The sequence below is a fragment of the Brevibacterium aurantiacum genome (genome assembly GCF_003932995.1).
Lineage (GTDB): Bacteria > Actinomycetota > Actinomycetes > Actinomycetales > Brevibacteriaceae > Brevibacterium > Brevibacterium aurantiacum.
Genome location: NZ_CP025333.1, coordinates 2,574,245 through 2,596,023, shown reverse-complemented (window position 1 = coordinate 2,596,023; position 21,779 = coordinate 2,574,245). Strand labels below are relative to the sequence as shown.

The following is a 21,779-nucleotide window of genomic DNA, read 5'->3' as shown; positions in this document are numbered from 1 at the left end:
ATGAACGCGAACACCGACACCACCGGCCCGACCCCACGCCCGGACGATCCAAACGCAGCCGCCCCGAGCACCGCCGCCCCCACCACGCGCACCCTGTTCCCGAAGGACTCCCGCCGTCGCCAAGGCCCCGGTGCCCTCGCCCTGACCATCGGGTTCGGGCTCGTCGCCGTCTGCCTGGTCGGCCTCTTCGCCAGTCCTTCTGCGGCCATCGGGGGAGCCTGGTGCATCGGGATGATGCTCGTCCTCCTCTTCCTCTCCGTGCCCGTGGCCATCGCCTTGTCCGTGCCCTCGATCATCGGCGTCTACGCCGTGTCCGGGATCCCGGCGACGATGAACATCCTGGCGACCGCCCCGTTCAGCGCGGTCTCTGACTGGTCGATGAGCGTGCTGCCGATGTTCATCTTCATGGGCATGCTGCTCACCCAATCGGGACTGTCCGGCAAGGTCTACCGGGTCGCCGACCACTGGTTCTCCTGGCTACCCGGCGGCATCGGCATCGGCACCACCTTCGCCGGTGCCGGACTGTCGGCAGTCACCGGTTCGACCATCGGCATGACCTACGCGCTCGGACGCGCAGGCATTCCCGAAATGCTCAAGGCCGGGTACGACAAACGCATGGCCGTGGGCACGATCATGGTCGCCGGCATGACCGGCAACCTCATCCCGCCCTCGATCCTCATGGTCATCTACGCCGGCATCGCCTCCGTGCCCGTCGGCCCCGCCCTCATGGCCGGTGCCCTGCCCGGAATCGTGCTCGCCGTCTGCTTTGCTGCCTTCATCTTCGCCGTCGGCGTCTTCGTCCCGAGACTCGTCGGCCGCGGCCAAGCAGCAACCGATACCACCAACCCCACAACCCCAGAACGCCCCACGACAACCTGGCGCGACCGGTTCACCTCCCTTGCGAGCGTGTGGGGTTTCGCGATCATCCTCATCGTCCTCTTCGGCGGCATGTTCTCCGGCATCTTCACCCCCACCGAGGCCGGAGCCGCGGCCGCACTGTGCTCCGTTCTGCTGTGCCTGTGGGAGAAGCGGGGCGACCATCCCTGGCGAAAGATCGCGGACTCGGCCATGGCCACGGTGTCGGCCACCTCGGCGATCTTCTTCATCATGATCGGCGCGACGATGCTCACCAGCCTGCTCGCGATCACGGGGCTTGCCCCCATCCTCACCGGATTCATCACCGACCTCGGGCTCTCGCGGGTGGGCTTCCTGCTCGTGCTCATCGTCCTCTACATCATCATGGGCATGTTCTTCGACACCATGTCGATGATGCTGCTGACCATCCCGATCCTGCTGCCGACGCTCGAGACCATGGGGGTCAGCCCGCTCTGGTTCGGTGTCTTCGTCGTTCTGCTTGGCGAATTCGGCATGATCACCCCGCCGGTCGGCATCATTCCCTACATCATCCACAGCATCGTCAAGGACACGGCCGTCAACCTCGGGCTCACCATCACGCTGCGCGACATCTTCATCTCCCTGCTGTGGTTCCTCCCCGTCGCCGTGGTCTTCCTCGTCCTCCTGGTCGCCGTACCGGGCATGACCGAATGGCTGCCGGATCTCATCGAGCGCACCAGCGGTGGCATGGCCAGTAGCTGACCCTCGCCGAGGTGGCCCTGCAGTTCCGTCGCACACGCCGGTGCGGGGATTTCGGGCGGTGTGAGCGGAGTCATAACGAGGTGGACTCATTCAGCTCTATGATCTAAGGAAACTCTCAGTCATTGTTCAAAGGAGTCCCATGAATCGCATTCGGTCGGCGTCAGTCCGCCCTCTCACCGCCATCGCGACGCTCGCGTCGCTGGCGCTCTTGGCCGGATGCGCCGGATCTGTCGGCGGGAGCGATTCAGACTCGGATGCCTCCGCAGGGGAGGGCTTCACCTACGACGCATCGCAGGATGAGATCGATGAGGCTCTGGCCGATCTTGATCCGGTGACTCTGAAGTTCCAGCCTTCGGCGATGTCGGAGAAGTCGATCCTCGCGCCGAACGGGCTCGATGTGAAGAAGGCGATCGAGGAGCGCTCGGGCGGGAAGATCACCGTCGACATCGTCTGGGGTCAGGCCATCGCCAGCTACGCCGACGTCGATGATGCCCTGGCTGACGGGCGAGTCGATCTCGCCTTCACACTGCCGTCCTACACTCCGGCCGAATACCCCGCCTTCGACGCGCTCGGCACCGCCATGTCGACTCTGCCGTCCTCACCGGTCGCCAGTGATCTGGCCGCGAATGCCGCCGGTGTCCAGGCGGCGTGGGAGACGCCCGAGGTGATCGCCGAGTTCGAGGACAAGAACCTCGTTCCGCTCATCCCGATGCTCGCTGCCGGTGGGTATTCGACGATGTGTTCGAAGCCGATGGCGTCTCTCGATGATTGGAAGGGCAAGCAGCTGCGTGTCGGTTCGGCCGCCGCCGGTAAGCAGGTCACCGATCTTGGGGCCACTCCGGTGTCGCTGTCATTCCCGGAGACCTATGAGGCGCTGCAGCGGGGAACCGTGGACTGCGATCTCGGGCAGCTCGCCCCGAATGTCGAGGCTGGCACGTTCGAGGTCGCCCCGAATATCGGAGTCGCCTCCGATGCGGGAATCGCGCGTTCGGCCGGTGCGATCACGGCCGGGAAGAAGTACTCGGAACTGCCACTTGCCTACCAGCAGGTCGTCTTCGATTCGATGTCCACGACCTTCAGCACCATGATGGAGGTCGTCATCGGTGCCAAGGCGATGGCTGTTGAGCAGGCGAAGGACAACGACGGTTCGGTCGAACCCTTTGACGATGACGTACAGAAGCAGATGGCGAAGTATGCCAAGACCCTGTCGGAGAAGACCGCGAAGACGGCTGGAGTTCCAGATGCCCCATCGACGCTGAATACTGCGGCCAACGATTGGCAGAAGAGCGTTTCCGAACTCGGCCTTGACGACAAGGGCGACTTCGCCGACCTCGACGAGTGGTACCCGAAGGACGTTTCCTACGACAAGCTCGGCGACGAGCTCTTCGACAACGTTATGGCTGAGCACCGGCCGAAGTGAGTAGGGGACTGATGCGGGGCTTGATGGCATGAACCGCAGCTGAGGGAGGCTGATCCCACAAGAATCAAGGACGTTGTCTGTCCTCGGTATCGCTCTTATCGTCAATGCCTTTCCCTTGTGCTCATCACCAACGCCGAGGGCATCGGTTGCCTCAGTGACATCATCGATTTCCTGACTGCAACAAGTTGGGTGCCTCACCGCAGGATCAAAAGTTTCGACGTTGCGAACGAGCTCGGCGGTTTGCGGCGGAATAGCTGGCAGGAACACGAGGTCGTGTCCGTCAACTTCGTCTACGAACTCGCGTGGCGGTTGCAGTGCGGTGATGGTCACGTCCGGCTCTTCGTCAACGAGGGTGTAAGTGGGTGAAACTGAAATAGGGCGTGCCGCTACACAAGCAGAGGTCGAGGCCTTCCGATGATAGAGGTTCTCACCCAATCCTCACGAAATACCTCGACGTCGCCAGGCCTATATTCTCGACCCCTGACCTCACGATATTCTGCCGACTCGACTCCCTCGATCTGTTCTGTATCGGCCAACACATCACCGCGACCAACGCAGTCCTGGAGCGCCGACCAAACTCTCCTGATGACTGGTGCCGGCAGTGTGGTGGCTACTGTGAGGTTCGGTACTCTGTTCTGCGTGGTCTGGCACACGAGCCGTTGGGCCACCGACCGGGACTGATACAGAGGTTGGCAGCCTCCGTTCCTACGAGCGCCGCTGTTTATCATTGGACTTCCATGCAGGCGGGTTACCTTGATAATGAAATCTCATGCCTAGCGACTTTGTCGATAATGTCCAGAAGTCAACGGCCCACACTGGCATCACCTGTGGCTTAGCATTGGGCTATGGCCCGACTCTCAACGGACATGAACGATTTTGTCACGATGCTCCTACCTGGACTCTCTCGGAGTTTGGGCGAGCAGTTCAATATCTTTCGAGTGATGCACCATGGCACCCACGAAAAGCAGCTTTCGAATATTTTCGCCTGGCTGTTGGCCACCGATGCCACTCATAAGCTCGGAGATGCATTCCAGCGCGCTTTCCTCGCGAGAGTCAATGGCCAGTTACGGGACGACGCGCAGTTGCCGCCCAGTGGCTACCGCGTAATCCAGGAAGTCAACACTCCAGGGGGTGAGGACATCGCTGGCGAAACTGGCATGGATATCGCCGACATCGTTCTCTCGAGGTCTGATGCGGCGGTCGTCATTGAGAATTACGGTACCTCGGATGGACACGGCCATGACTACCAGCGGTATCTCGCCCACGGGGCCACCGACGGCAGGGCAACAGCCGTTGTTCTGCTCTGCCATCGCCACGAAGCCCACCTGCAACGAGACGGCTGGGAACAAGCCAGCATCGTGACCTATGCTGATGTTCTTTCCGACCTTCAGGCCCACGTTGAACGCGATGGGTCGTGGTGTCGGCAACATCCAGACCAGCTCTTCTTCATCCGACAGATGGTTCAATACTTCGTGAAAGGCCCAGCGGCAGTGGACGTCGACGATCAAGTTTCCTTCATCAAAGCCATGTGCGAGACCGGCGAGTCTGCACGGTATGGGTATCGGCCACGGGACCGGGTAACGCAAGAGTTTGCAGAGCTAGTGGCCGAGCATGCCCGGCGACAATTCGAAGACAGCCGCACCACGCTGGCCACAGTGAAAGATGGGTTGCGGCGCTTCGCGCGGTCCGTCCTTGTGGAGCAAGTGAATGGGGCGGTCAATAAAGGGCGAATTGAGAAGGTCGTGACCAAGCTCGTCGGACAGTGGGAATGGTGCGTTGAACTGCAACGTGCTGATGCACAGCCAGCGATCTATCTTGAGTTCGGGCCCACCGCCGCCGTAAAGAACGAGCGAGTGGCAGACCCAATTCACGACCCTGACTATTCTCGGGTGTTCGTCTCGCTTCGAGACGAAGAGCGGGGCGGCACTAGTCGAATGGTGCAGACCGAGGTGAGACTTGCCGAGGTTATCGGTGGCCTTTCGCGAGAGGATGGTCGACTACGGGATGCCGTGCTGTCCTTAGAGGTATAAGGGGGTCGGACTGGCCTCTGCGTGCCCTTGTCGTTGCACATGACATTGTGTCCGTGATCGCTGCGAAGGTGCCAGTGGCATGGCATGCGCCGGATTCGACGATTAGCTAACCTCCCCAGCCAGTACATCTAGAGTCGAGCTGTCGCAGCGTTGGAGCGCCGACTGACCGGCTTTGAAATAGGACTCGGGGCCAGTTCCTTGGCTCCCCGATGCACTGCAAACTCTCAATCTCTCGCTCGCCTGATCAACTAGGCTGGTGACGGCGCACAACTGAGTCGGCACGCCGGCCACAGTCAGAGCGCGCATCTGATCGAACGACAGAAGGGCTTGACGGGTGACGATCCTCTATTCAATCGGTTTGGGCCTCATCAACGCGCTCATCGTCGGGTTCCTCGTGCGGCGCATGATGTTCACCGGCACGGGGGCCGCCCGCAACATCATCGTCTCCCTGGCCATTGGTCTCTCCATCTGGCCGATCACCCTGCAGGCCTACCGGCTGCTGGGGGTCGCTGAAGGAGGCAATTATCCGACGCTGGACATGAGCTTCCCGGCGATCATGATCTTCCTCCTCCTCTTCGCATGGTTCATCGTCATCCAGATGTTCGTCCTACTCGCCATCGAACTCGTCATGCCGACCGGGTCTCTAACGTCGTTGCTGCGCTCAGCGCCGAAGATCCCCACGTGGTACCGCCGGTTCAGCCGCCTAGCACAGATCCAGAAGATCCTCATCCAGTTCGGTCTCTCCCGCTACCTCAAACCGCGAATCCCCACTTTGCGGGTCTCCCTGCGAGAGATCGCATCGACGACCCGAGATGCGCTCGCCGCGGCCGGTGTCACCTTCATCAAGCTCGGACAGTTCATCGCCACCCGCGGCGACATGATTCCCCACGAATTCGTCGAAGAGTTCTCGACCCTGCAGGCCGGTGTTCCACCCGTGCCGTTCGCCGAGGTGAAGGAGCAGCTTGAGACCCAGTGGGGCAGGCCCGTCGCCGAGGTGTTTGCAGAGTTCGACGAAGTTCCCTTCGCCGCCGCTTCGGTTGCGCAGGTCCATCGCGCCGTGACCTGGGACGGCCGTGTCGTCGCCGTGAAGGTGCAACGACCGAAGATACGCAAGCAGGTGCGGGCCGACTGCGATATCGTCCTGACCTTGGCCGAACGACTCGAACGCTCCACCGACTGGGCAAGCAAGGTCGGCATTGGGAAGTTGGCCCGAAGCTTCGTCGACTCCCTCCAAGGTGAGCTCGACTATCGCGGCGAACTGGGCCATATCGAAGCTCTACGCAAGGCCGACGAGACCGGCCGTTCGACCTCGGGGACGGACTCGAAGGTGACCATTCCGCGGGTATACAAGGAGTATTCCGGCGAGTTCGTCATCGTCATGGATCTCATCGAGGGCGTTCCCCTCTCACACGCCACCGAGGTTGTCGACGGCCTTTCGGAGTTGGCCAGGAACGAGATCGCCCAGGACCTCTTCCTCATGGTCGTTCGCCAAGTGTTGGGCAAAGGCATCTTCCACGCCGACCTGCACCCGGGCAACATTGTCATCTCACCCGCTGGCAGAGCTGGTCTCGTCGACTTCGGTGCCGTGGGCCGGATCGATAAACGTGATCGACGGGCCATCGCGTTGCTGCTCATGGCCTTCGATTCGCAGAACTCGCAGGCGGCGACGGCCGCAATCCTCGATCTCCTCGGCACTCCCAGCGACGTCAATCTGCGGGAGCTGCAGCGCGAGATCGGGCAGATCCTGCTCAAGTACGGGGATGGGATGCCCGGATCGACCTCGGCGGCGCTGTTCGGTGAGCTCATCGACTTCGTCGTAGATTTCGGGTTCCCGATGCCGGTGTCGGTGGCAACAGCTTTCCGCGCCATCAGCACTCTGGAAGGCTCGATCACGAGGCTCAACCCCGAGCTCAATCTGCTGGCCCTGGTGACGGAGAATGGGCGCGGCCTTCTGCGCGAAGTCGGGGGACTGGGCGTCGACCGGCACGAGGCAGCCCTCTACGCGGCCGCAGTGGGTCCACAGATCGCGGAGCTGCCTGGTCAGCTCTCACGGATTGCCGGCCATCTGCAGGACGGCACTCTTGATGTCGGGACGAGTGGATTGAACATTTCGACGATCAAGAACCTGCTCAAGTCCACGGTCGAGCAGTTCATCCAGGTGATCGTATCCACGGCACTCATCCTCGGCGGCGTGATCCTCATGGCCGCGAACTTCGGTCCGCAGCTGGCACCGGAGCTCAAGCTGTTCACGTATTTCGGGGCGTGGGTGCTGCTGGTCGGCAGTGTTATCGCTGCTTTGGTGCTGGCACCGGCGCTGAGGCAACGGATGGCCTGGGACAGGTTGGGGTAAGGGCACGAATGCCGCGGCCACCCTAAATCGTTCAAATACAGCGGATGCGCGATAATATGAGCATATAAGCACTACAGGCGCCATTCTCCGTCAAGCGCGGAAGGACGCAGTGCTGACTCAAAGTGTGCTTTCTCGGCGCGCCGGTTTCTCTCAAAGTTTCATCAGTGCTTACGAGCGTGGCAATCGAGAACCGTCGGTGGCAGCGCTGAATCTTCTTCTCAATATGGCAGGGTACAGCCTTGCCGCTATACCGGAACCGGAGACACTTCGCCTTGTTCGCTCTCACTCTCGCGAGCTGATTAAAGCGCTTGCACGACTTAGCGCCACGAACATGTCCGTGTTCGGCAGTGTTGCTCGCGGAGACGACCGACCGGACAGCGACATCGATCTGCTTGTAGATCTGGATGATTCTGTCGGTCTCTTCAAGCTCATGCGGATGAGGAGCCGAGCCGAGGAGATCCTCGGCTGCGCAGTCGACATGATTCCTCGCGAGGGGCTGAAGAAGGAAGCTGCTGTGACTGCGTCTCGAGATGAGGTCTCATTATGAGCCGCGATCCTCAAGACGGCATGCTCTGCGACGCGATAGGAGTCCGTCCGATCGAAATTGGAAAGGCCGTCAAAGACCTGCCGTCCCAGCTTCTCGACACTGCGCGCCTCAGGTGAGCTCGTCAACGAGAGTCACGCCCAGTGAGTCCGCCAGCCGATCGACAAGCAACCACCCAGACCCTTCTAGGAGTGCCCCCATGGACGAGAAGTTGGGCACGAGCTGCCAGTCTCCGCGGTCAGTCGGCACTCGATCGGCGAAGAGCACAAGCACTTCCGCTGCTGGGAGCTGATTGATCTCCGTTTGCCGGGAGTGCCAGAGAATACCGGCAATGTTCTGCCCTGAGGTGTGGATGCGTTTGGCCACTCGCCGCGTACAGGGGTAGTGCTCCCGCGGGCTCGAGGCGAGGCCAGCCCGGCCGATTCCCATGGCTTTCAGGCTCCGGTCCCGCAAATCCACGACGGAGAGATCAGTTGGAAGTTTGACTTGAGCGTGTGCCATGCCGAGGAGGGTGGAGACGTTCACTTCTCTCGGGGGCAGGATCGGGACGTCATGGAAACTGGTTTCGAGCAGGGCCGCCTCGAGTGTGTCGGCGAGGTACATGCTGGGGACGCGTGCCTGGGTCCCCGCTTCGTTGAATGGTGAGAACCGAGAGTTCCCTTTGCCCGGGTTGGGTGTGGCGTATCCGTCCACAGTATTGAACACCCTGAACCACTCGCTATCGGCTTTCAACACCGTCAATGGCAATGCGCCGGCCGCGACAGCATCACAGAGTTCGTCAACAGCGACGGGGCACTTCGCGGGATCGGGGCACCTGAGACGCTCTGGCGGCAGAATGATCGGGCTCATGCGGTCCGATCTTTCGCATCCCTCAAATCCTCTGCATAGAGCTCGGCAGCATTCACTGCCCGCTTCGGGCTCGTCTCCGCAACCTTTGCTGGGATCTCATCACTGAGCAGACCAGTGGGTGCGGTGAGCCAAGACCATAGTCCCCAGCTGCCTATGCCGACTTTGAGCAGCGGTGCAATCAGGGCGGTGACGTTGTCATTGAGCGTCCCGCGATGGGTCAGCTGGACTTTTGGGATGAACGTCTTGCCCTCCACGTCGATGGTGAACATGTGGAGTTGCTCCCGTTGCCGTGCCACCCAGGTGCGAACGGTGCTCTGCGAAGATCCGCGCAAGGTTGCCAGGGATTCGTAAGTCTCCACGCCCTCCTCTTCAAGCAACCGAGCCCGGAATGCCACGCTGCGCTGCGCTTGCCTCTGGGTGGCTTCGGGAATGAGCTGAATGGTCCTTGTCAGGTACGAATGGGCCAAACGTTTGGACAGGGAGGAGCGCTCATCGAGTTGTTCCTGGACGATGGTCCGGTACAGCTCGAGGGCATTTTCAACTTCGGCTGGGCTCAGTCCCTCCACGTTGATCTGCGACCATTCGAGGTTCTGGGCCTGCAGTTGACGGTTCTGCGGAGCCCCATATGCGTGTGCGGTCATGGTGTGCCTCCAAACTGTATTCCAAGTGTAGCAGTCTGAATAGTGCAGAGTTAAGAGATTCGACTGCTACATTCAACCCCGGCAGGCGACACTTCTTGCATCAGTCCCCAGATTCGCGCGGTGCACTTGTTGGTCGAATGCCCAAATCCAGCTCTCCTCGAAGCATGATCACCGCAACGAAGCAGCACGCGAGGAAAAGCACTCCTCCCGCAGCAATCGGAATCCTCAGGTCGAAATCGGCCAGAATGCCACCGAGCGCGGATCCGACGGCCAGGCCAGAGAGTCCGAGCACTCGCGTGGCCCCACCGACTCGTCCGAGGAGGTCGTCTGGAACGAGTCGCTGCCGCAACGACAGCGAACAGATGTTCCAAACGACGGCGTGCAGGATATAGAGCGCCAACAGCAAGCCCGCGACGATTGGATTCTGAGTGAGCGCAAGGCCGCCGAGGGCAACTGCTCCCAGGATGAGGCTGGCAACAATCGTCCATCTGGACCCAAGACGCGCGCGGAGGCGCGATGCAAGCATTGAACCGAGGAGACCTCCGAGGGCGGAGAACGCGAGCAGCAGGCCGTAACCGGTGCCGTTCAGCCCGAGACGTTCCCGGGCGAAGAGAACGAGGATCGAGAACGGCAACATGTAGCCGATGCTTGCGAGTGCTCCGATGACGGCCAGGCCGCCGACGACATGGTGGCGTCGCAACCAGGCAATGCCATCGACAGCCTCAGCAAAGACTGACCGTCGGGAGGAATGTGCGTCAGCGGACAGTGTCGACGGACTCCGGGTCGGCAGAGCAAGAGCGATGACTCCCGCAAGCGCCCAGAGCCCGCCCATTGCAAAGGCGGGGACTGAGGCCGCAAGTGCGAACAGGAATCCACCCAGGGGAGGGCCAGCGAATTCATCGGCGATCAACTGCGTCGCTGCAATACGTCCGTTCGCAGATTCCAGTCGTTGGGTCCCGACAAGCGACGGCAGGATCGCTATTGCAGCGCTGTCTGCAACGCTTTCTAAAGCCGCGACTACGGCCATAGCCGAGTACAGCACGATGAGGGAGGAGACCCCGAACTGGATGGTCAGCGCGAATCCGGCCAGCGCACCTCCTCGCAGAATGTTGGCCGCGACGATCAATGTTCGTCGATCAAACCGGTCGACCCAGACGCCGATCGGCAAAGCAGCCACGAGTCGGATCACGGCATAGAGAGTGGCCAATCCGGCTACAAGGCGAGGATCATCCGTCATCGAGGCTGCAAGCAGCGGCATTGAGACGAACGCGAGGCCGTCGGCGAGGTTCGATAGCGCGCTCGTGCTCCAGAGAGCGTTGAAGCCACGACCGATTGCCATGTCCATCAGCCTAGCGGGATCGCTCTCGACGCCGACCATCTCGAACTGTTGAGGTGACGCGAGCCGACAAGTGGCAGCATCGATCGTAACCTGCCCCTCACCGGCACTGACAAAGTCCATGATGAGAGCTCGGCAGACTGTATCGTAGATGCGTCGACCGGTGAGCCAGGTGTGAAGGAGTCAGAGTGTACGTTCTGCATGCTTGTGCACTGCCCGATGCCCAGTACGGAATCGACATCGGCATGTGGGCCGAGGACTCCGCCCTCCCGGTCTCGAGCCCCAGCGCAGCAGTGCGCCAAGTCCGCGACCACCCCTTCGCCGTCCCCACCGACTCACTCGCCGACATTCTCGGGCGCTCAGAGGGGGCTCGCAGAACGCCCCAGACTCTCCTGCTTCCATCCCTGCAGCGCTCGCCCTTGGATCCACCCGAGATGGTGCGCATCCAGCCTCGGCGCCGGTCCTCTTCGGCTCCGTCTCTGCTGCCGTGGTCTGTGCCCGTGATGCGGATTCCCGCTTCCGAACTGTCCTCTGTTCTCGACTCGATCCTGGGGGATCAGTCGGAGGTCGACGTGCGACCGGCCGCCTCCGTTCATTATGTTGCTGAACTTCGCCGACATGGCGAGATGCTCGTGGATCGTTCCCGCGTGCTCCCCACCTGTGTCATCGTCGGCCGAGACGACGAAGACGACAATGACACCACCACCACCGAGGTGCAGGCCCGGTGGCGGGTGTTCGCCACCGGTGCCGACGCCGTGACGAACCACGGTCTGGTCCAGACCATGCCGCCGTCCTTTCGCGCCGCCGCACCGGAGACACCGCAGGCCGAGTTGACCCTGGGACTCTTGGACGGCGTCGTCGACGCCCTCGTGCGCCGGCGCCTGCCCGCAAACCTACTGGCACCTCGGCGGGGCCGTCGTCCCTCCACTCTGCCCGCCGCCGAGACGTGGTTCGAGTCACTGACCGGTGATGATGCACGTGTCGACATCGCCCCCGCCGCGGCGGAAGAACTCATCCGTGAACTCGACCCGTGGGTACGCGAAGGAGCGGAGTCACCTGGTCCGGCACAGTTGGTCCTGCGCCTGCGTGATCCTGAACCTGAAGGAGGCGCCCTCACCGAATCGGACGCTGCCGAAGTTCGCTGGCACCTCGACTTCCTCCTGCGCTCACGCAGCGACCAGAGCCTCGTCATCGACGCCTTTCGAGTCTGGGATGACGATGGGAGTCTGGCGAGGTGGCTCGACAAACCCCGCGAGGTGCTGCTGGCCGAACTCGCTCGCGCTCAACGGGTATACCCGGATCTCGAGGCGGGGCTGCGCAGGGCCGAACCGACGGAACTTGAGCTCTCCACCTCGGCGGCCTTCGACTTCCTCAATACTGCAGCGACCGGACTCGCCGAGGCGGGGGTCGAGGTGCAGCTGCCGTCCTGGTGGGGCACGACGCCCAAGGTCGGTCTCAAGCTCCATGCCACACCGACAGACGGCGACCCACAGGAAGCGAAGATCGGCAGGGACGGGCTGGCCAGCTTCGACTGGGCGCTCGCCGTCGGGGACCACGGCCTCAGCGATGACGAGATCGCGGCCCTCATCTTTGCCAAGGCACCCTTGGTGCAGATGCGGGGACAGTGGATTGTCGTCGACCAAGAGCGAATCAGACGTGGACTCGACTTCCTCAAGAACCATGAGGAGGGCCAGATGCCAATCTCCGAGGTGATGACGCTCGCCCTCGGCGATCCTGAGGAACTCGAGACGCCCTTGGAGATCACCTCCGTCGAGGCAGACGGGTGGTTGGGTGACCTGCTCGACGGCACTGCGGCCCAGACCATCGAGACAGTCGACCCACCTGAGGACTTCCGGGCCACACTGCGCCCGTATCAGGCTCGGGGATTGAGCTGGCTGGACTTCCTCGGACGTCTGGGAATCGGCGCCGTCCTCGCCGATGACATGGGTCTCGGCAAGACCGTGCAGCTGCTCGCCCTGGAGGCTACCGCCCGCGCACGCGCCAGCGCCGTTGCTGACCCTGATTCTGCGACCAGTGCCCCGACTCTGTTGCTGTGCCCGATGTCGCTGATCGGCAATTGGGAGGCCGAGGTTGCCAGGTTCGCCCCCAGCTTGCGCATCCTCGTCTACTACGGGTCGGCCCGTCCCCGCGGGGACGCATTTGATGCGGCTCTCGCCGAGTCGGACCTCGTCATCACCACCTACGCCACCGCATCCCGTGACATCGCCGAACTCGAACGCATCGGCTGGGTACGCGTCGTCCTCGACGAAGCACAAGTGATCAAGAACCGCCTCTCCCAGACCACCAAGGCCATCCGGCGTCTGAACGGGGGACAGAAGATCGCGCTGACCGGCACCCCGGTGGAGAACCGGTTGAGCGAACTGTGGTCGATCATGGACTTCGTCAACCCGGGAATGCTTGGCACCCCGGAGAAGTTCCGCGAACGATTCGTCCGTCCGATCGAGGTGAGGGCCGACGAGGAGCGAGCGCACCGCCTGCGTCGGATCACTCGGCCCTATATCTTGCGACGGACGAAGACTGATCCGCGGATCATCGACGATCTGCCGGAGAAGATCGAGATCAAACAGCACTACCGCCTCACGGTCGAACAAGCCTCGCTGTACCAATCCGTCGTCGCCGAGATGATGGGGCGCATCGAGGAATCGAGCGGTATCGAGAGACGTGGACTGGTGCTGGCGGCAATGACGAAACTCAAACAGGTCTGCAACCATCCTGCCCATCTCCTCCACGACGGTTCGGCGATCGGACAGAGGTCGGGCAAACTCGAGAGGTTCGAAGAGATCATGTCCGAGACCCTGGCGGAGGGGGATCGGGTGCTGTGCTTCACCCAGTTCACCGACTTCGGGGAGATGCTCGTGCCTCACCTTGCGGCCAAGTTCGACACCGATGTCGCCTATCTCGCCGGAAGCACCTCGAAGCAGCGTCGCACCCAAATCGTCAAAGACTTCCAGGAACCGGACGGTCCGAAGATCTTTGTGCTCTCCCTCAAAGCCGGAGGCACCGGGCTCAATCTCACCGCTGCCAACCAAGTCGTCCACCTCGACCGCTGGTGGAACCCGGCTGTGGAGAACCAAGCCACGGACCGAGCGTTCCGAATCGGGCAGAAACGCCGGGTGCAAGTGCGCAAGTTCATCGGCATCGGTACCTTGGAGGAGAGGATCGACGCAATTCTCGAGGAGAAGAAGGAGTTGGCCGATATGGTTGTCGGTGAGGGAGAGTCATGGTTGACCGAGATGTCGACGGACAGTCTGCACGACCTTCTCACCTTGTCGAAGGATGCCGTCGGTGAGTAAGTCATTCGGGTCCCGGTTCTATCCGCCTTCGAAGCCGCGCACGGTCGACGGCGGCATCCGTGCGAAATCGAAACGCGGTTCGATGGCCCAGGCCTGGTGGTCGACACGGTTCATCACCGTCCTCGAAGGCATGGGAATGGGCACTCGGCTGACCCGTGGCCGTAACTATGCCCGTCGAGGTCAGGTTCTCGATATCGACCTCGATGCCGGTCTGGTGAATGCGACTGTGCAGGGCTCGCGGGCTCGTCCCTACCGCGTGCGCATCGGACTGCGCGCCTACGGCAAGGCCGAATGGGCGAGCATCGAGGAGAGGATGAACGAGGACGCCTGGTTCGTCGCTCAACTGCTGTCAGGGCAGATGCCCGCCGACATCGAGAAGCTCTTCGACGATGTGGGCCTGACCTTGTTCCCGATCAAGGGCGAGCTCACTCTCGACTGCTCCTGTCCGGACTCTGCGGTGCCGTGCAAGCATGTCGCGGCCGTGGTCTATCTGCTCGCCGAACAGTTCGATGAGGACCCGTTTCGGATCCTCGCCTGGCGAGGACGCGAACGCGAGGACCTTCTCGAGCACCTGCACACCGGGTCGACGGCGGAGAACTCCGCCCCGGTGCCCTTGACCGAGCTCCTCGACGCGTTCTACTTCCAACCTGCTCAGATCGTCCCGCCACGACCGCTCGGGACGGCGGTCTCCGTACTCGAACAGGTGCCGCCAATCGACGTCACGGTGCGCAAGCAGCCCCTCGCCGAGGTGCTCCGTCCCGCCTATGAGGCGCTGGCCGAGGACGGCTGATCAGTGAGGTTGTCCAGAATTCCGCTCACTCCAGCAGCTTGTCACGGTCCAGCACCGTGTCACGGTCTTCGATGATGTCGGCTCGAGCCCACGAAGTCAGCAGTTCCGGTCGCCGGCTCATGAGCGAGCCCGCGGCGGAAGGCTGCCGGGTTGGAACTCGCCGTTCTGTTGAGGGTTCGCAGCACCACTGTGGTCATCTCCTGATCCTGGAAGTGGGCATCGGCGAGGCCGAGGTCGATGTGGTCGACCGGGATCTCGGGGTCAGTGCTGACTGACATCGATGCTCTTGTCTTGGCGGTGACTCCGCCGTCTTTGGGTGCCGGTCAATTACCATCGGGTAGCCTTCTTTAGGATGACGATTATGAAAGGTGCAAGTCAGGTGACGACAGCGGCGGACACGACTCGGATCGGCGATACAGCTCTGATCTTCGAGGGCGGTGGCATGCGGGCGTCGCTGACGAGCGGGATGGTCGTCACGCTGCTCGAAGCTGGCTTGGATTTCGACTGGGTCGCGGGTATCAGCGCCGGGGCCTCAAATGCGGTGAACTACTTGTCCGGTGACGCGCGACGCGCTCGTCGGTCATTCGTCGAGTTCGCCGCCGATGAACAGTTCGGCGGCCTGCGCTATTTCGCTCGTGGGCAGGGCATGTTCAACGCGGAGTACATCTACCAGCAGGCGGGCGGCCCCGACGAGGCGCTGCCGTTCGACTGGGAGTCATTTCAATCGAGTCCTGCAGACATGAGGATTGTCGCGTTCGATGCGGTATCCGGTGATGATGTTGTCTGGTCGCGGAAAGACACTCCTGAGATCGAGGATCTGATGGTCCGTGTACGCGCCTCCTCGACGATGCCTGGGCTGATGCCGCCGGTCCACTTAGACGGGCATGTGTACGTCGACGGGGCGATGGGCGAGGACGGCGGAATCGCTCTGAGTCAGGCACAGATAGAGGGCTTCGAAAAGTTCGTCATCGTGCTCACGCAGGAGCGCTCGTATCGAAAGGCGCCGCAGCGCTTCTCCGCAGTCTACCGGAGCATCTTCCGTCGGTATCCCGCATTGGCGGAGGCGCTGTTGACCCGGTGGGCACGGTACAACGAGACGCGCGAACGGATCTTCGCTCTCGAAGCGGAGGGAAAGGCACACGTCTTCGCTCCTGAGCGGATGCCGGTCGACAATGGCACCCGTGACCTTTCACGCCTCGCCGCTGCTCATCGCATGGGACTGTCCCAGGCCCGCCGCGAGCTGCCCGCGATCCGTGAGTTCGTAGGTGCGTCAGGCAGCCCAGTGCCATCGAGTCGATGAGGACGTGTGCTCCTCCCAATCGTTGACCACAATTGCGATCTGACAACATTTCGGTGATCCACTACAGTTCGTGTAGTCGCGTCAGGGCTTCCTGCTAGATTCACTGAGTATGAGCGACCACCCGAATTCCTATGAATCACAGCCGCCCTCGTCCGAGCAGGGCGCGACGAAGAAATCGAAATCCAAACCCGTCCTGCTCGGCATTGCCGCAGTTGCGGTCGTGGCACTCATCGCTGGAGGCTCCTTCGCCTTCTTCTCCGGGTACAACCCCTTCGGCGATCCGGAACCCGACTACGCTCAGACTCCCAGCCAATCCGATGTCATGGACTTCAGCGGTCTGAGTGCGGACATGCGCCTCAACGGCGCCCCGCTGACTGCCTCTGCCGAAGCCGGTGAGACCTCCCCAGAGATCCTGCGGTTCATCGGGTCAACCACCTCGATTCTTACCCAAGTGGGTGACGATGAAAAGCCCGCCTGGACGGTGTCGATCCCGCACCAGGACATCGACACCGGCGAGACCGCGCCGCTGGACGAGGCGCTCGGCCCGGACGCTTCCGACGACACCTCCGACGACGAGGAGAAACTGGCCGGCACTCCCACCGCATGCCGCGTCTCCGGCGAGGCTGTCCAGTGCGGGGACCGAGCGGTCGCACTCAGCGACGGGTCGATGGCGACAGCTGAGAGCAAGGCCGATGTCGACCCCCATCCCGCATCATCGAGGGTTCCTCTCGACATCGAAGATGAAGGAGCAGTGACCGGGCCGGACGATCAGACCTATGACGGTCTGAATCTCGGACCTGAGGCCCATGTCTCGATGATCGCCGGTCCCCAGGCGGGGGAGACCGGACCGTGGGTGGTCTCCGATGGTCATACTCTTGCCGCCGTCGATTCCGACAGCGTCCTGTGGACGCAGGACCTCGATCCCTCCGCCGCCGAGGTGACCGGACTCGGTGACAAACGCGTCACCCCGTCGTGGACAGCCGTCGATGGTGTTCTCATCATCGGAACCTCGGGCGGGGTCAAAGGCCTCGATGTCTCGACCGGTGACCAGCTGTGGGCAGTGTCCGCACCGACCGACGGATTCGCCGTCACCGGCAGTCAGCTGCGCATCCAGCATGAGGGCGCAGTGAGCTCGTTCGATTTCACGGATTCCTCGGACGACGAATCCGTTACGGCGGACAAGGGATTCGATGAGAGCATCTCGGCGCTGCCGGCACCGAAGCTTCCGTCGGAGGACGACATCCGGAACGCGAAGCTGGAGGTCCCTCCTGCCTGTGCAGACTTAACTATGGCCGAGGGAGCGAAGCAGGCATTCGCAGACGGCAAAACCGCAGAAGGAGACTACGGGTCATCGATCGCCATCAATGACGTGACAACGTCGGTGGCCACACCGAAGCCGATGGTGGCTATCGACTTCGTCTGCTATCCGGGTGGGAACTGGGTGACGGATTCGGTCGGTGTCTATGACCAGAAGTTGAACCTCGTCACCTCGATCGAACCGTGGAGCGAGGACTCGGACTTCCAACAGCTTGCCGACTTCAACCGCAGCATCGTCTCCGCGATCGACCTCACCGGCCCCTATATGACAGCGACGGTGAGCAATATAGCCGTCTACGGCGACGAGGAATACAACGCCGCAGAGCGCACAGGCGAAGCGGAACTCCGCTTCGCATGGTCGAAGGGCGGATACGACCCTCAAGATGCGTTGTTCACCGCCGATGGAGAAACTGTCCGGGTGCCGGAGGTCGAAGCAGTTCAGAAGTTCGTCGATGCGGCCGCGAAAGGCGACGATGGCACTGCCGGTGCGATGGCCACTGATGAGGTCATGCGAGACCTGGATATTGTCATCGGGGATGCGTCTGCGAACCCACCGCTGACCTACCGCAACGTGGCTCTCCAGGACGGGACCGAAGTCGATACCTGCGAACTCATCGGAGTCGTGGACGAGGAATACGGGGACTACACCATGAGCAATGGTGTTGGCCTGATGGAAGGAATCGGCGGTTTCGGCGCCGATTCCATCAAAGCCGGCGACGTCATCTGCGGACTGAAAGGGCCAGGCGAGACAATCGACCCGGACGAAGAAGGCAGTTGGTACGCAGCGCACCTGTTGCTGAAGGGCAACGAGGCAGGAGCGGTCAAGGTGTATTCGGTGTCTTCATACACCGGATGAAGTCTGCACATTCGACAATGATCGACCTGCCCTGGAAACGTCGTCCGCCCCTGGAAAACAAGTGTAGCGTCGTACTACAATGGATTCATGAACAGGAGCAGCCAACCGACGAGATTGCCGGCAGACGTCTACGAGTCCGCTGTCGCGGCGGCTAAGGCCGCCTCGAGGACGGTGCCTCAGCAGATTGCGCATTGGGCTCGCATCGGGCGTGAAATGGAATCGTCGCCCACGGTCAACCATCGTCAGATTACGCAGGTCTTGGCCGGAACGAGCTCCTATGACTCGCTCGCCGAAAGAGAACAGGCCATCGTGCGCGAGGCGTGGGAAGAACGCACTCGCACACTGCGAAAGGGGCTGGATTACGCAGCCGGCTTCGACTCAGCCGGTGAGGAGTATTCGGAGCTGGACGAGGACGGCAACCTGGTCGTGCATCGTCCAACGACCTGATGCCGGTTCTGCATCTGCTCGCGGGGCCGAACGGCGCTGGGAAATCAAGCTACGTCCATGACGTCCTGGCACCTGTGACGCATCTGCCGTTCATCAACGCCGACGTCATCGCAGCGCAGAGATGGCCGGACACTCAGCTGGAACATGCCTATGAAGCAGCACGGATCGCAGAGAGGCTAAGGCGGGAATTCATCGCCGAGAAGCGATCATTCATTTCAGAGACCGTGTTCTCGCACCCCAGTAAGGTCCAGCTGGTCACTGATGCTGCCGATGCCGGATTCCTCGTCACACTGCACATCGTCATGGTTCCCGTCGACCTCACGGTTCAGCGAGTGCGCGAGCGTGTGCGTCGCGGGGGGCACGCAGTGCCGGAGCACAAGATCCGGGAGAGATATGAGCGTTTGTGGCAACATGTCGCGGAGACGATCGGAACGGTTGATTCGGCGAACCTGTACGACAACAGCAGCGCTCGCCGACCGTTCCACCTGTGCGCCAGCTTTGAACTCGGAGCACTGGTGGGCTCGCCGGACTGGCCGACCTGGGTCCCTGACCCGCTGAAGAGACTGGGAGAATGATGCCCTCGCAACCGATCGCCGACCGACTCAAGACCCACTTGAGCCGCGTCGGTGCGGACATCGTCCATGCGGCATCGACACGTGTGCCGCCCGATGGCCTCAACATCCTCATTGATCGTGCGCCGTTGTCCTTCCCCATCGGCGAAGACGACATCGCAGCGCTGATCTCGATCGCCGAACCCGCGCACTTCGGCAGTGGCGAGGACACCGTCTTCGACCCCACAGTCCGCGACACCTGGGTGATCGATCCGGCGCACGTCCACCTCGGCGACCCAACCGGCGCCGCGGGGACAGACAACTGGACGGGAGCGCTTAACGAGTCTCTCGGCTGCCTCAGTGCCGCGCTGGGAATTCCTGCCGATGCGACGGTCCGCGCCGAACTCCACTCGATGCTCGTCTATGGGGAGGGGCAGTTCTTCCTGCCGCATCAGGACTCGGAGAAGGACGACTCGATGCTGGCCACACTCGTGGTAGGACTGCCGACCACCCACACCGGTGGCGAACTCGTCGTCGACGACCACGGTGCTGACCGGATCTTCACCGGCGACCCGAACGACATCACACTCGCAGCGTTCTACGCTGACCGACGGCACGAAGTGAAGCCGGTGACGTCAGGTCATCGGGTGACACTGACCTTCAACCTCCTCGTCGACCACCCAGCGGCCGAAGACACGACGGACGACGACCACACGATGACAACCACAGCTGCCGACGACGCCGGCACCGGCGATCCCGTCGACAGCGAACTGAGGGCTCTGATCACCGAATACTTCACCACACCGGTCAAGCCGCGATGGGGTGGCGGGAATGCGACACCTCCCCAGCGGATGGTGTTCCTCCTCGACCACGAATACAGCCGACACGGTCTGAGCCGAACCACGCTCAAGGGCGGCGACCGCCTGCGAGCCGCATGCCTGCTCAGCGCCGCCCGATCTGCCGGCTGCGAAGCGATGCTCGGTCTGAGCGAGATCCACGAAACGCGCGAGGCTGCGATCGACGACCGCGGCGGTTACTACGGCAACCGGTGTGGTCGTTATTGGGACGACGAGAATGAACCCGACATCGAGACTTTCGACACCGATGGCGAACTGCTCGACGGCGTTATCACCTTGAACTGGTGGATGGTTCCCGACAAGGGGATCGGCGAGTCGATCGAATCGCGAGTGGGGGAGGAGGAGACGCTGGCGGTCACCTCCACCCGGCAGCTCACTGCTCATGCGGCCGAATACGAAGGCTATATGGGCAACTACGGCAACACCGTCGACCATTGGTACCGGCGGGCCGCGATCATCCTGTGGCCGATGGAATCGTCGTTCGTTGTTCGTGCCGAGGCCGGTTCTGGATGGGCGCTGCGAACCTTGGCCGATCGGCTGACTCAGGGGCAGATCGCCGAGGCGGCCGCCGATGCGCGGTCGCTCGAGCCGTTCTGGTCGGGAGCCGGTCCCGAGTCGCTCGACCTGGCATTGGAAGTGGCGTTGGGCGTCGAGGACAGAACAGCCGCGACCGTCGTACTCACCCCGTACGGAATTGCGGGTCTGGGTGCAGAGCAAGCGGAGGCGCTGGGCGCGCTGACAGAGAGGTACGGAACGACCTGGCTTCGTGACCTACTGGGTTCGTGGGCATCCTCCGGGCCGCGCTTCACATCGCCCGGAGTCCGTGCCCTGACCGAATGGGTGAACACCTCCATGGCGTCGACGATCGCTGTGTTGCGAACAGGCGAGTCCCCATCGGGTGCGACCGTCGCTGAGGTGTTGATCTCTCATGCGGCAGCCTTCATTCCCCAGCAGGTCGCTTCGGCGGCAAGGCAGATGCCGCCGGCTCAGGCGTGGAGATCATTGGCGGATCTCGGCGGTTTCGTCGCCGAGGTGGTGTCGGCGGCGACGAGGGACCACGCCGCAGCGATCGTCGATGGCCTCGACGGCCTGGGCGGCGATCTGATTCCCTTCTACGTGTCCGTTCTGCAATCGGCGGCGGACCCGGCCGACGAGAACTTCGCCCCCATCGTCGCCGAATGCCGGCGTCGTCTCGAGGCTGAAATTGCGAAGCCTGAACGCGCCGCCGATGACTGGTCGATTCCCTTCTCCGGCTGCGGGTGCGCCGACTGCGATCACTTGGCCGGATTCCTGGCATCGTCGGAGCAGCAATCGCTGACCTGGCCGTTGGCGAAGCCGCGCCGACAACACATTCACAGTGCCATCGATGCGCAGGGTCTGCCGGTGACACATACGACGGAACGGACAGGAAGCCCGCACAAGCTCAAATTGCATAAGACGGACTTGCTCATGAAGGAAGATGCCGCACGGCGGAAGTACTGCGCAGAACAGTTGGCCTGGGTACGGGGACTGAACCGGTGACACCGGCAACGACGACGCAGCGCACTCTGCTGTTTCGCTCGCTGCGTGGCCCGCTATGAC

At 62.2% G+C, this 21,779-nt stretch carries 17 protein-coding genes and 1 pseudogene; 14 read left to right on the top strand and 4 right to left on the bottom strand.

The features are described from left to right. The 7 genes and pseudogenes from CXR25_RS11900 to CXR25_RS19025 all read left to right on the top strand — a co-directional run bounded on the left by CXR25_RS11900 (position 1) and on the right by CXR25_RS19025 (position 7,943). Positions 1–1,596, top strand: a complete 1,596-nt coding sequence (locus CXR25_RS11900; RefSeq protein ID WP_125240585.1) for a TRAP transporter large permease — start codon at positions 1–3, stop codon at positions 1,594–1,596. A gap of 139 nt (positions 1,597–1,735) precedes the next feature. Beyond that, positions 1,736–3,016: a TRAP transporter substrate-binding protein DctP gene (gene dctP, locus CXR25_RS11895; RefSeq protein WP_009884126.1), complete on the top strand. Its 1,281-nt coding sequence runs from the start codon at positions 1,736–1,738 to the stop codon at positions 3,014–3,016. Between the two features lie 117 nt (positions 3,017–3,133). Beyond that, positions 3,134–3,382 (top strand): hypothetical protein, encoded by a 249-nt coding sequence (locus CXR25_RS11890; RefSeq protein ID WP_009884125.1) that lies wholly within the window; start codon positions 3,134–3,136, stop codon positions 3,380–3,382. A 68-nt stretch (positions 3,383–3,450) separates the two neighbouring features. Continuing rightward, positions 3,451–3,690: pseudogene (locus CXR25_RS11885) on the top strand (ISL3 family transposase); the annotation flags it as partial. 192 nt (positions 3,691–3,882) lie between these two features. Continuing rightward, a complete protein-coding gene (locus CXR25_RS11880) occupies positions 3,883–5,046 on the top strand; it encodes a PD-(D/E)XK nuclease family protein (RefSeq protein ID WP_035279153.1) in 1,164 nt (387 codons plus the stop codon). Positions 5,047–5,380: 334 nt separating this feature from the next. Next, positions 5,381–7,396 (top strand): ABC1 kinase family protein, encoded by a 2,016-nt coding sequence (locus CXR25_RS11875; protein ID WP_125240583.1) that lies wholly within the window; start codon positions 5,381–5,383, stop codon positions 7,394–7,396. A gap of 64 nt (positions 7,397–7,460) precedes the next feature. Further along, the gene (locus CXR25_RS19025; RefSeq protein ID WP_307722868.1) at positions 7,461–7,943 is read left to right on the top strand and encodes an XRE family transcriptional regulator; all 483 of its coding nucleotides are present in this window, start codon (positions 7,461–7,463) and stop codon (positions 7,941–7,943) included. A gap of 108 nt (positions 7,944–8,051) precedes the next feature. Here the strand turns inward: CXR25_RS19025 and CXR25_RS11865 are convergent, their stop codons facing one another. The 3 genes from CXR25_RS11865 to CXR25_RS11855 all read right to left on the bottom strand — a co-directional run bounded on the left by CXR25_RS11865 (position 8,052) and on the right by CXR25_RS11855 (position 10,769). Then, positions 8,052–8,789, bottom strand: coding sequence for an RES family NAD+ phosphorylase (locus CXR25_RS11865; protein WP_009884120.1), 738 nt, complete (start codon positions 8,787–8,789; stop codon positions 8,052–8,054). Next, a complete protein-coding gene (locus CXR25_RS11860) occupies positions 8,786–9,430 on the bottom strand; it encodes a hypothetical protein (protein WP_009884119.1) in 645 nt (214 codons plus the stop codon). The genes CXR25_RS11865 and CXR25_RS11860 overlap by 4 nt, the downstream gene beginning before the upstream one ends. A gap of 100 nt (positions 9,431–9,530) precedes the next feature. Beyond that, positions 9,531–10,769, bottom strand: coding sequence for an MFS transporter (locus CXR25_RS11855; protein ID WP_035279151.1), 1,239 nt, complete (start codon positions 10,767–10,769; stop codon positions 9,531–9,533). A gap of 185 nt (positions 10,770–10,954) precedes the next feature. Between CXR25_RS11855 and CXR25_RS11850 the strand changes: the two genes are divergently transcribed. Beyond that, the gene (locus tag CXR25_RS11850; protein ID WP_009884117.1) at positions 10,955–14,080 is read left to right on the top strand and encodes a DEAD/DEAH box helicase; all 3,126 of its coding nucleotides are present in this window, start codon (positions 10,955–10,957) and stop codon (positions 14,078–14,080) included. Further along, positions 14,073–14,870: an SWIM zinc finger family protein gene (locus CXR25_RS11845; protein WP_009884116.1), complete on the top strand. Its 798-nt coding sequence runs from the start codon at positions 14,073–14,075 to the stop codon at positions 14,868–14,870. Before CXR25_RS11850 ends, CXR25_RS11845 begins: the two co-directional genes overlap by 8 nt. Positions 14,871–14,929: 59 nt before the next feature. On the opposite strand, the gene CXR25_RS11840 is transcribed toward CXR25_RS11845, so the two are convergent. Beyond that, positions 14,930–15,148 carry a hypothetical protein gene (locus CXR25_RS11840; protein ID WP_009884115.1) on the bottom strand — a complete coding sequence of 73 codons (219 nt, stop codon included), beginning with the start codon at positions 15,146–15,148 and terminating at the stop codon, positions 14,930–14,932. Between the two features lie 83 nt (positions 15,149–15,231). Here CXR25_RS11840 and CXR25_RS11835 point away from each other — a divergent pair, with 83 nt between their 5' ends. From CXR25_RS11835 to CXR25_RS11815, 5 genes are all read left to right on the top strand, one after another. Beyond that, positions 15,232–16,170 carry a patatin-like phospholipase family protein gene (locus CXR25_RS11835; RefSeq protein ID WP_009884114.1) on the top strand — a complete coding sequence of 313 codons (939 nt, stop codon included), beginning with the start codon at positions 15,232–15,234 and terminating at the stop codon, positions 16,168–16,170. Between the two features lie 109 nt (positions 16,171–16,279). After that, positions 16,280–18,343, top strand: coding sequence for a PQQ-binding-like beta-propeller repeat protein (locus CXR25_RS11830; protein WP_125240582.1), 2,064 nt, complete (start codon positions 16,280–16,282; stop codon positions 18,341–18,343). Positions 18,344–18,430: 87 nt separating this feature from the next. Beyond that, positions 18,431–18,790, top strand: a complete 360-nt coding sequence (locus tag CXR25_RS11825; protein ID WP_029417373.1) for a TA system antitoxin ParD family protein — start codon at positions 18,431–18,433, stop codon at positions 18,788–18,790. After that, positions 18,790–19,365, top strand: coding sequence for an ATPase (locus CXR25_RS11820; protein ID WP_009884111.1), 576 nt, complete (start codon positions 18,790–18,792; stop codon positions 19,363–19,365). The genes CXR25_RS11825 and CXR25_RS11820 overlap by 1 nt, the downstream gene beginning before the upstream one ends. Beyond that, entirely contained in the window at positions 19,362–21,719 is a 2,358-nt protein-coding gene (locus CXR25_RS11815; protein WP_101584556.1) for a 2OG-Fe(II) oxygenase, read from the top strand. The genes CXR25_RS11820 and CXR25_RS11815 overlap by 4 nt, the downstream gene beginning before the upstream one ends. Positions 21,720–21,779: the final 60 nt, after the last annotated feature.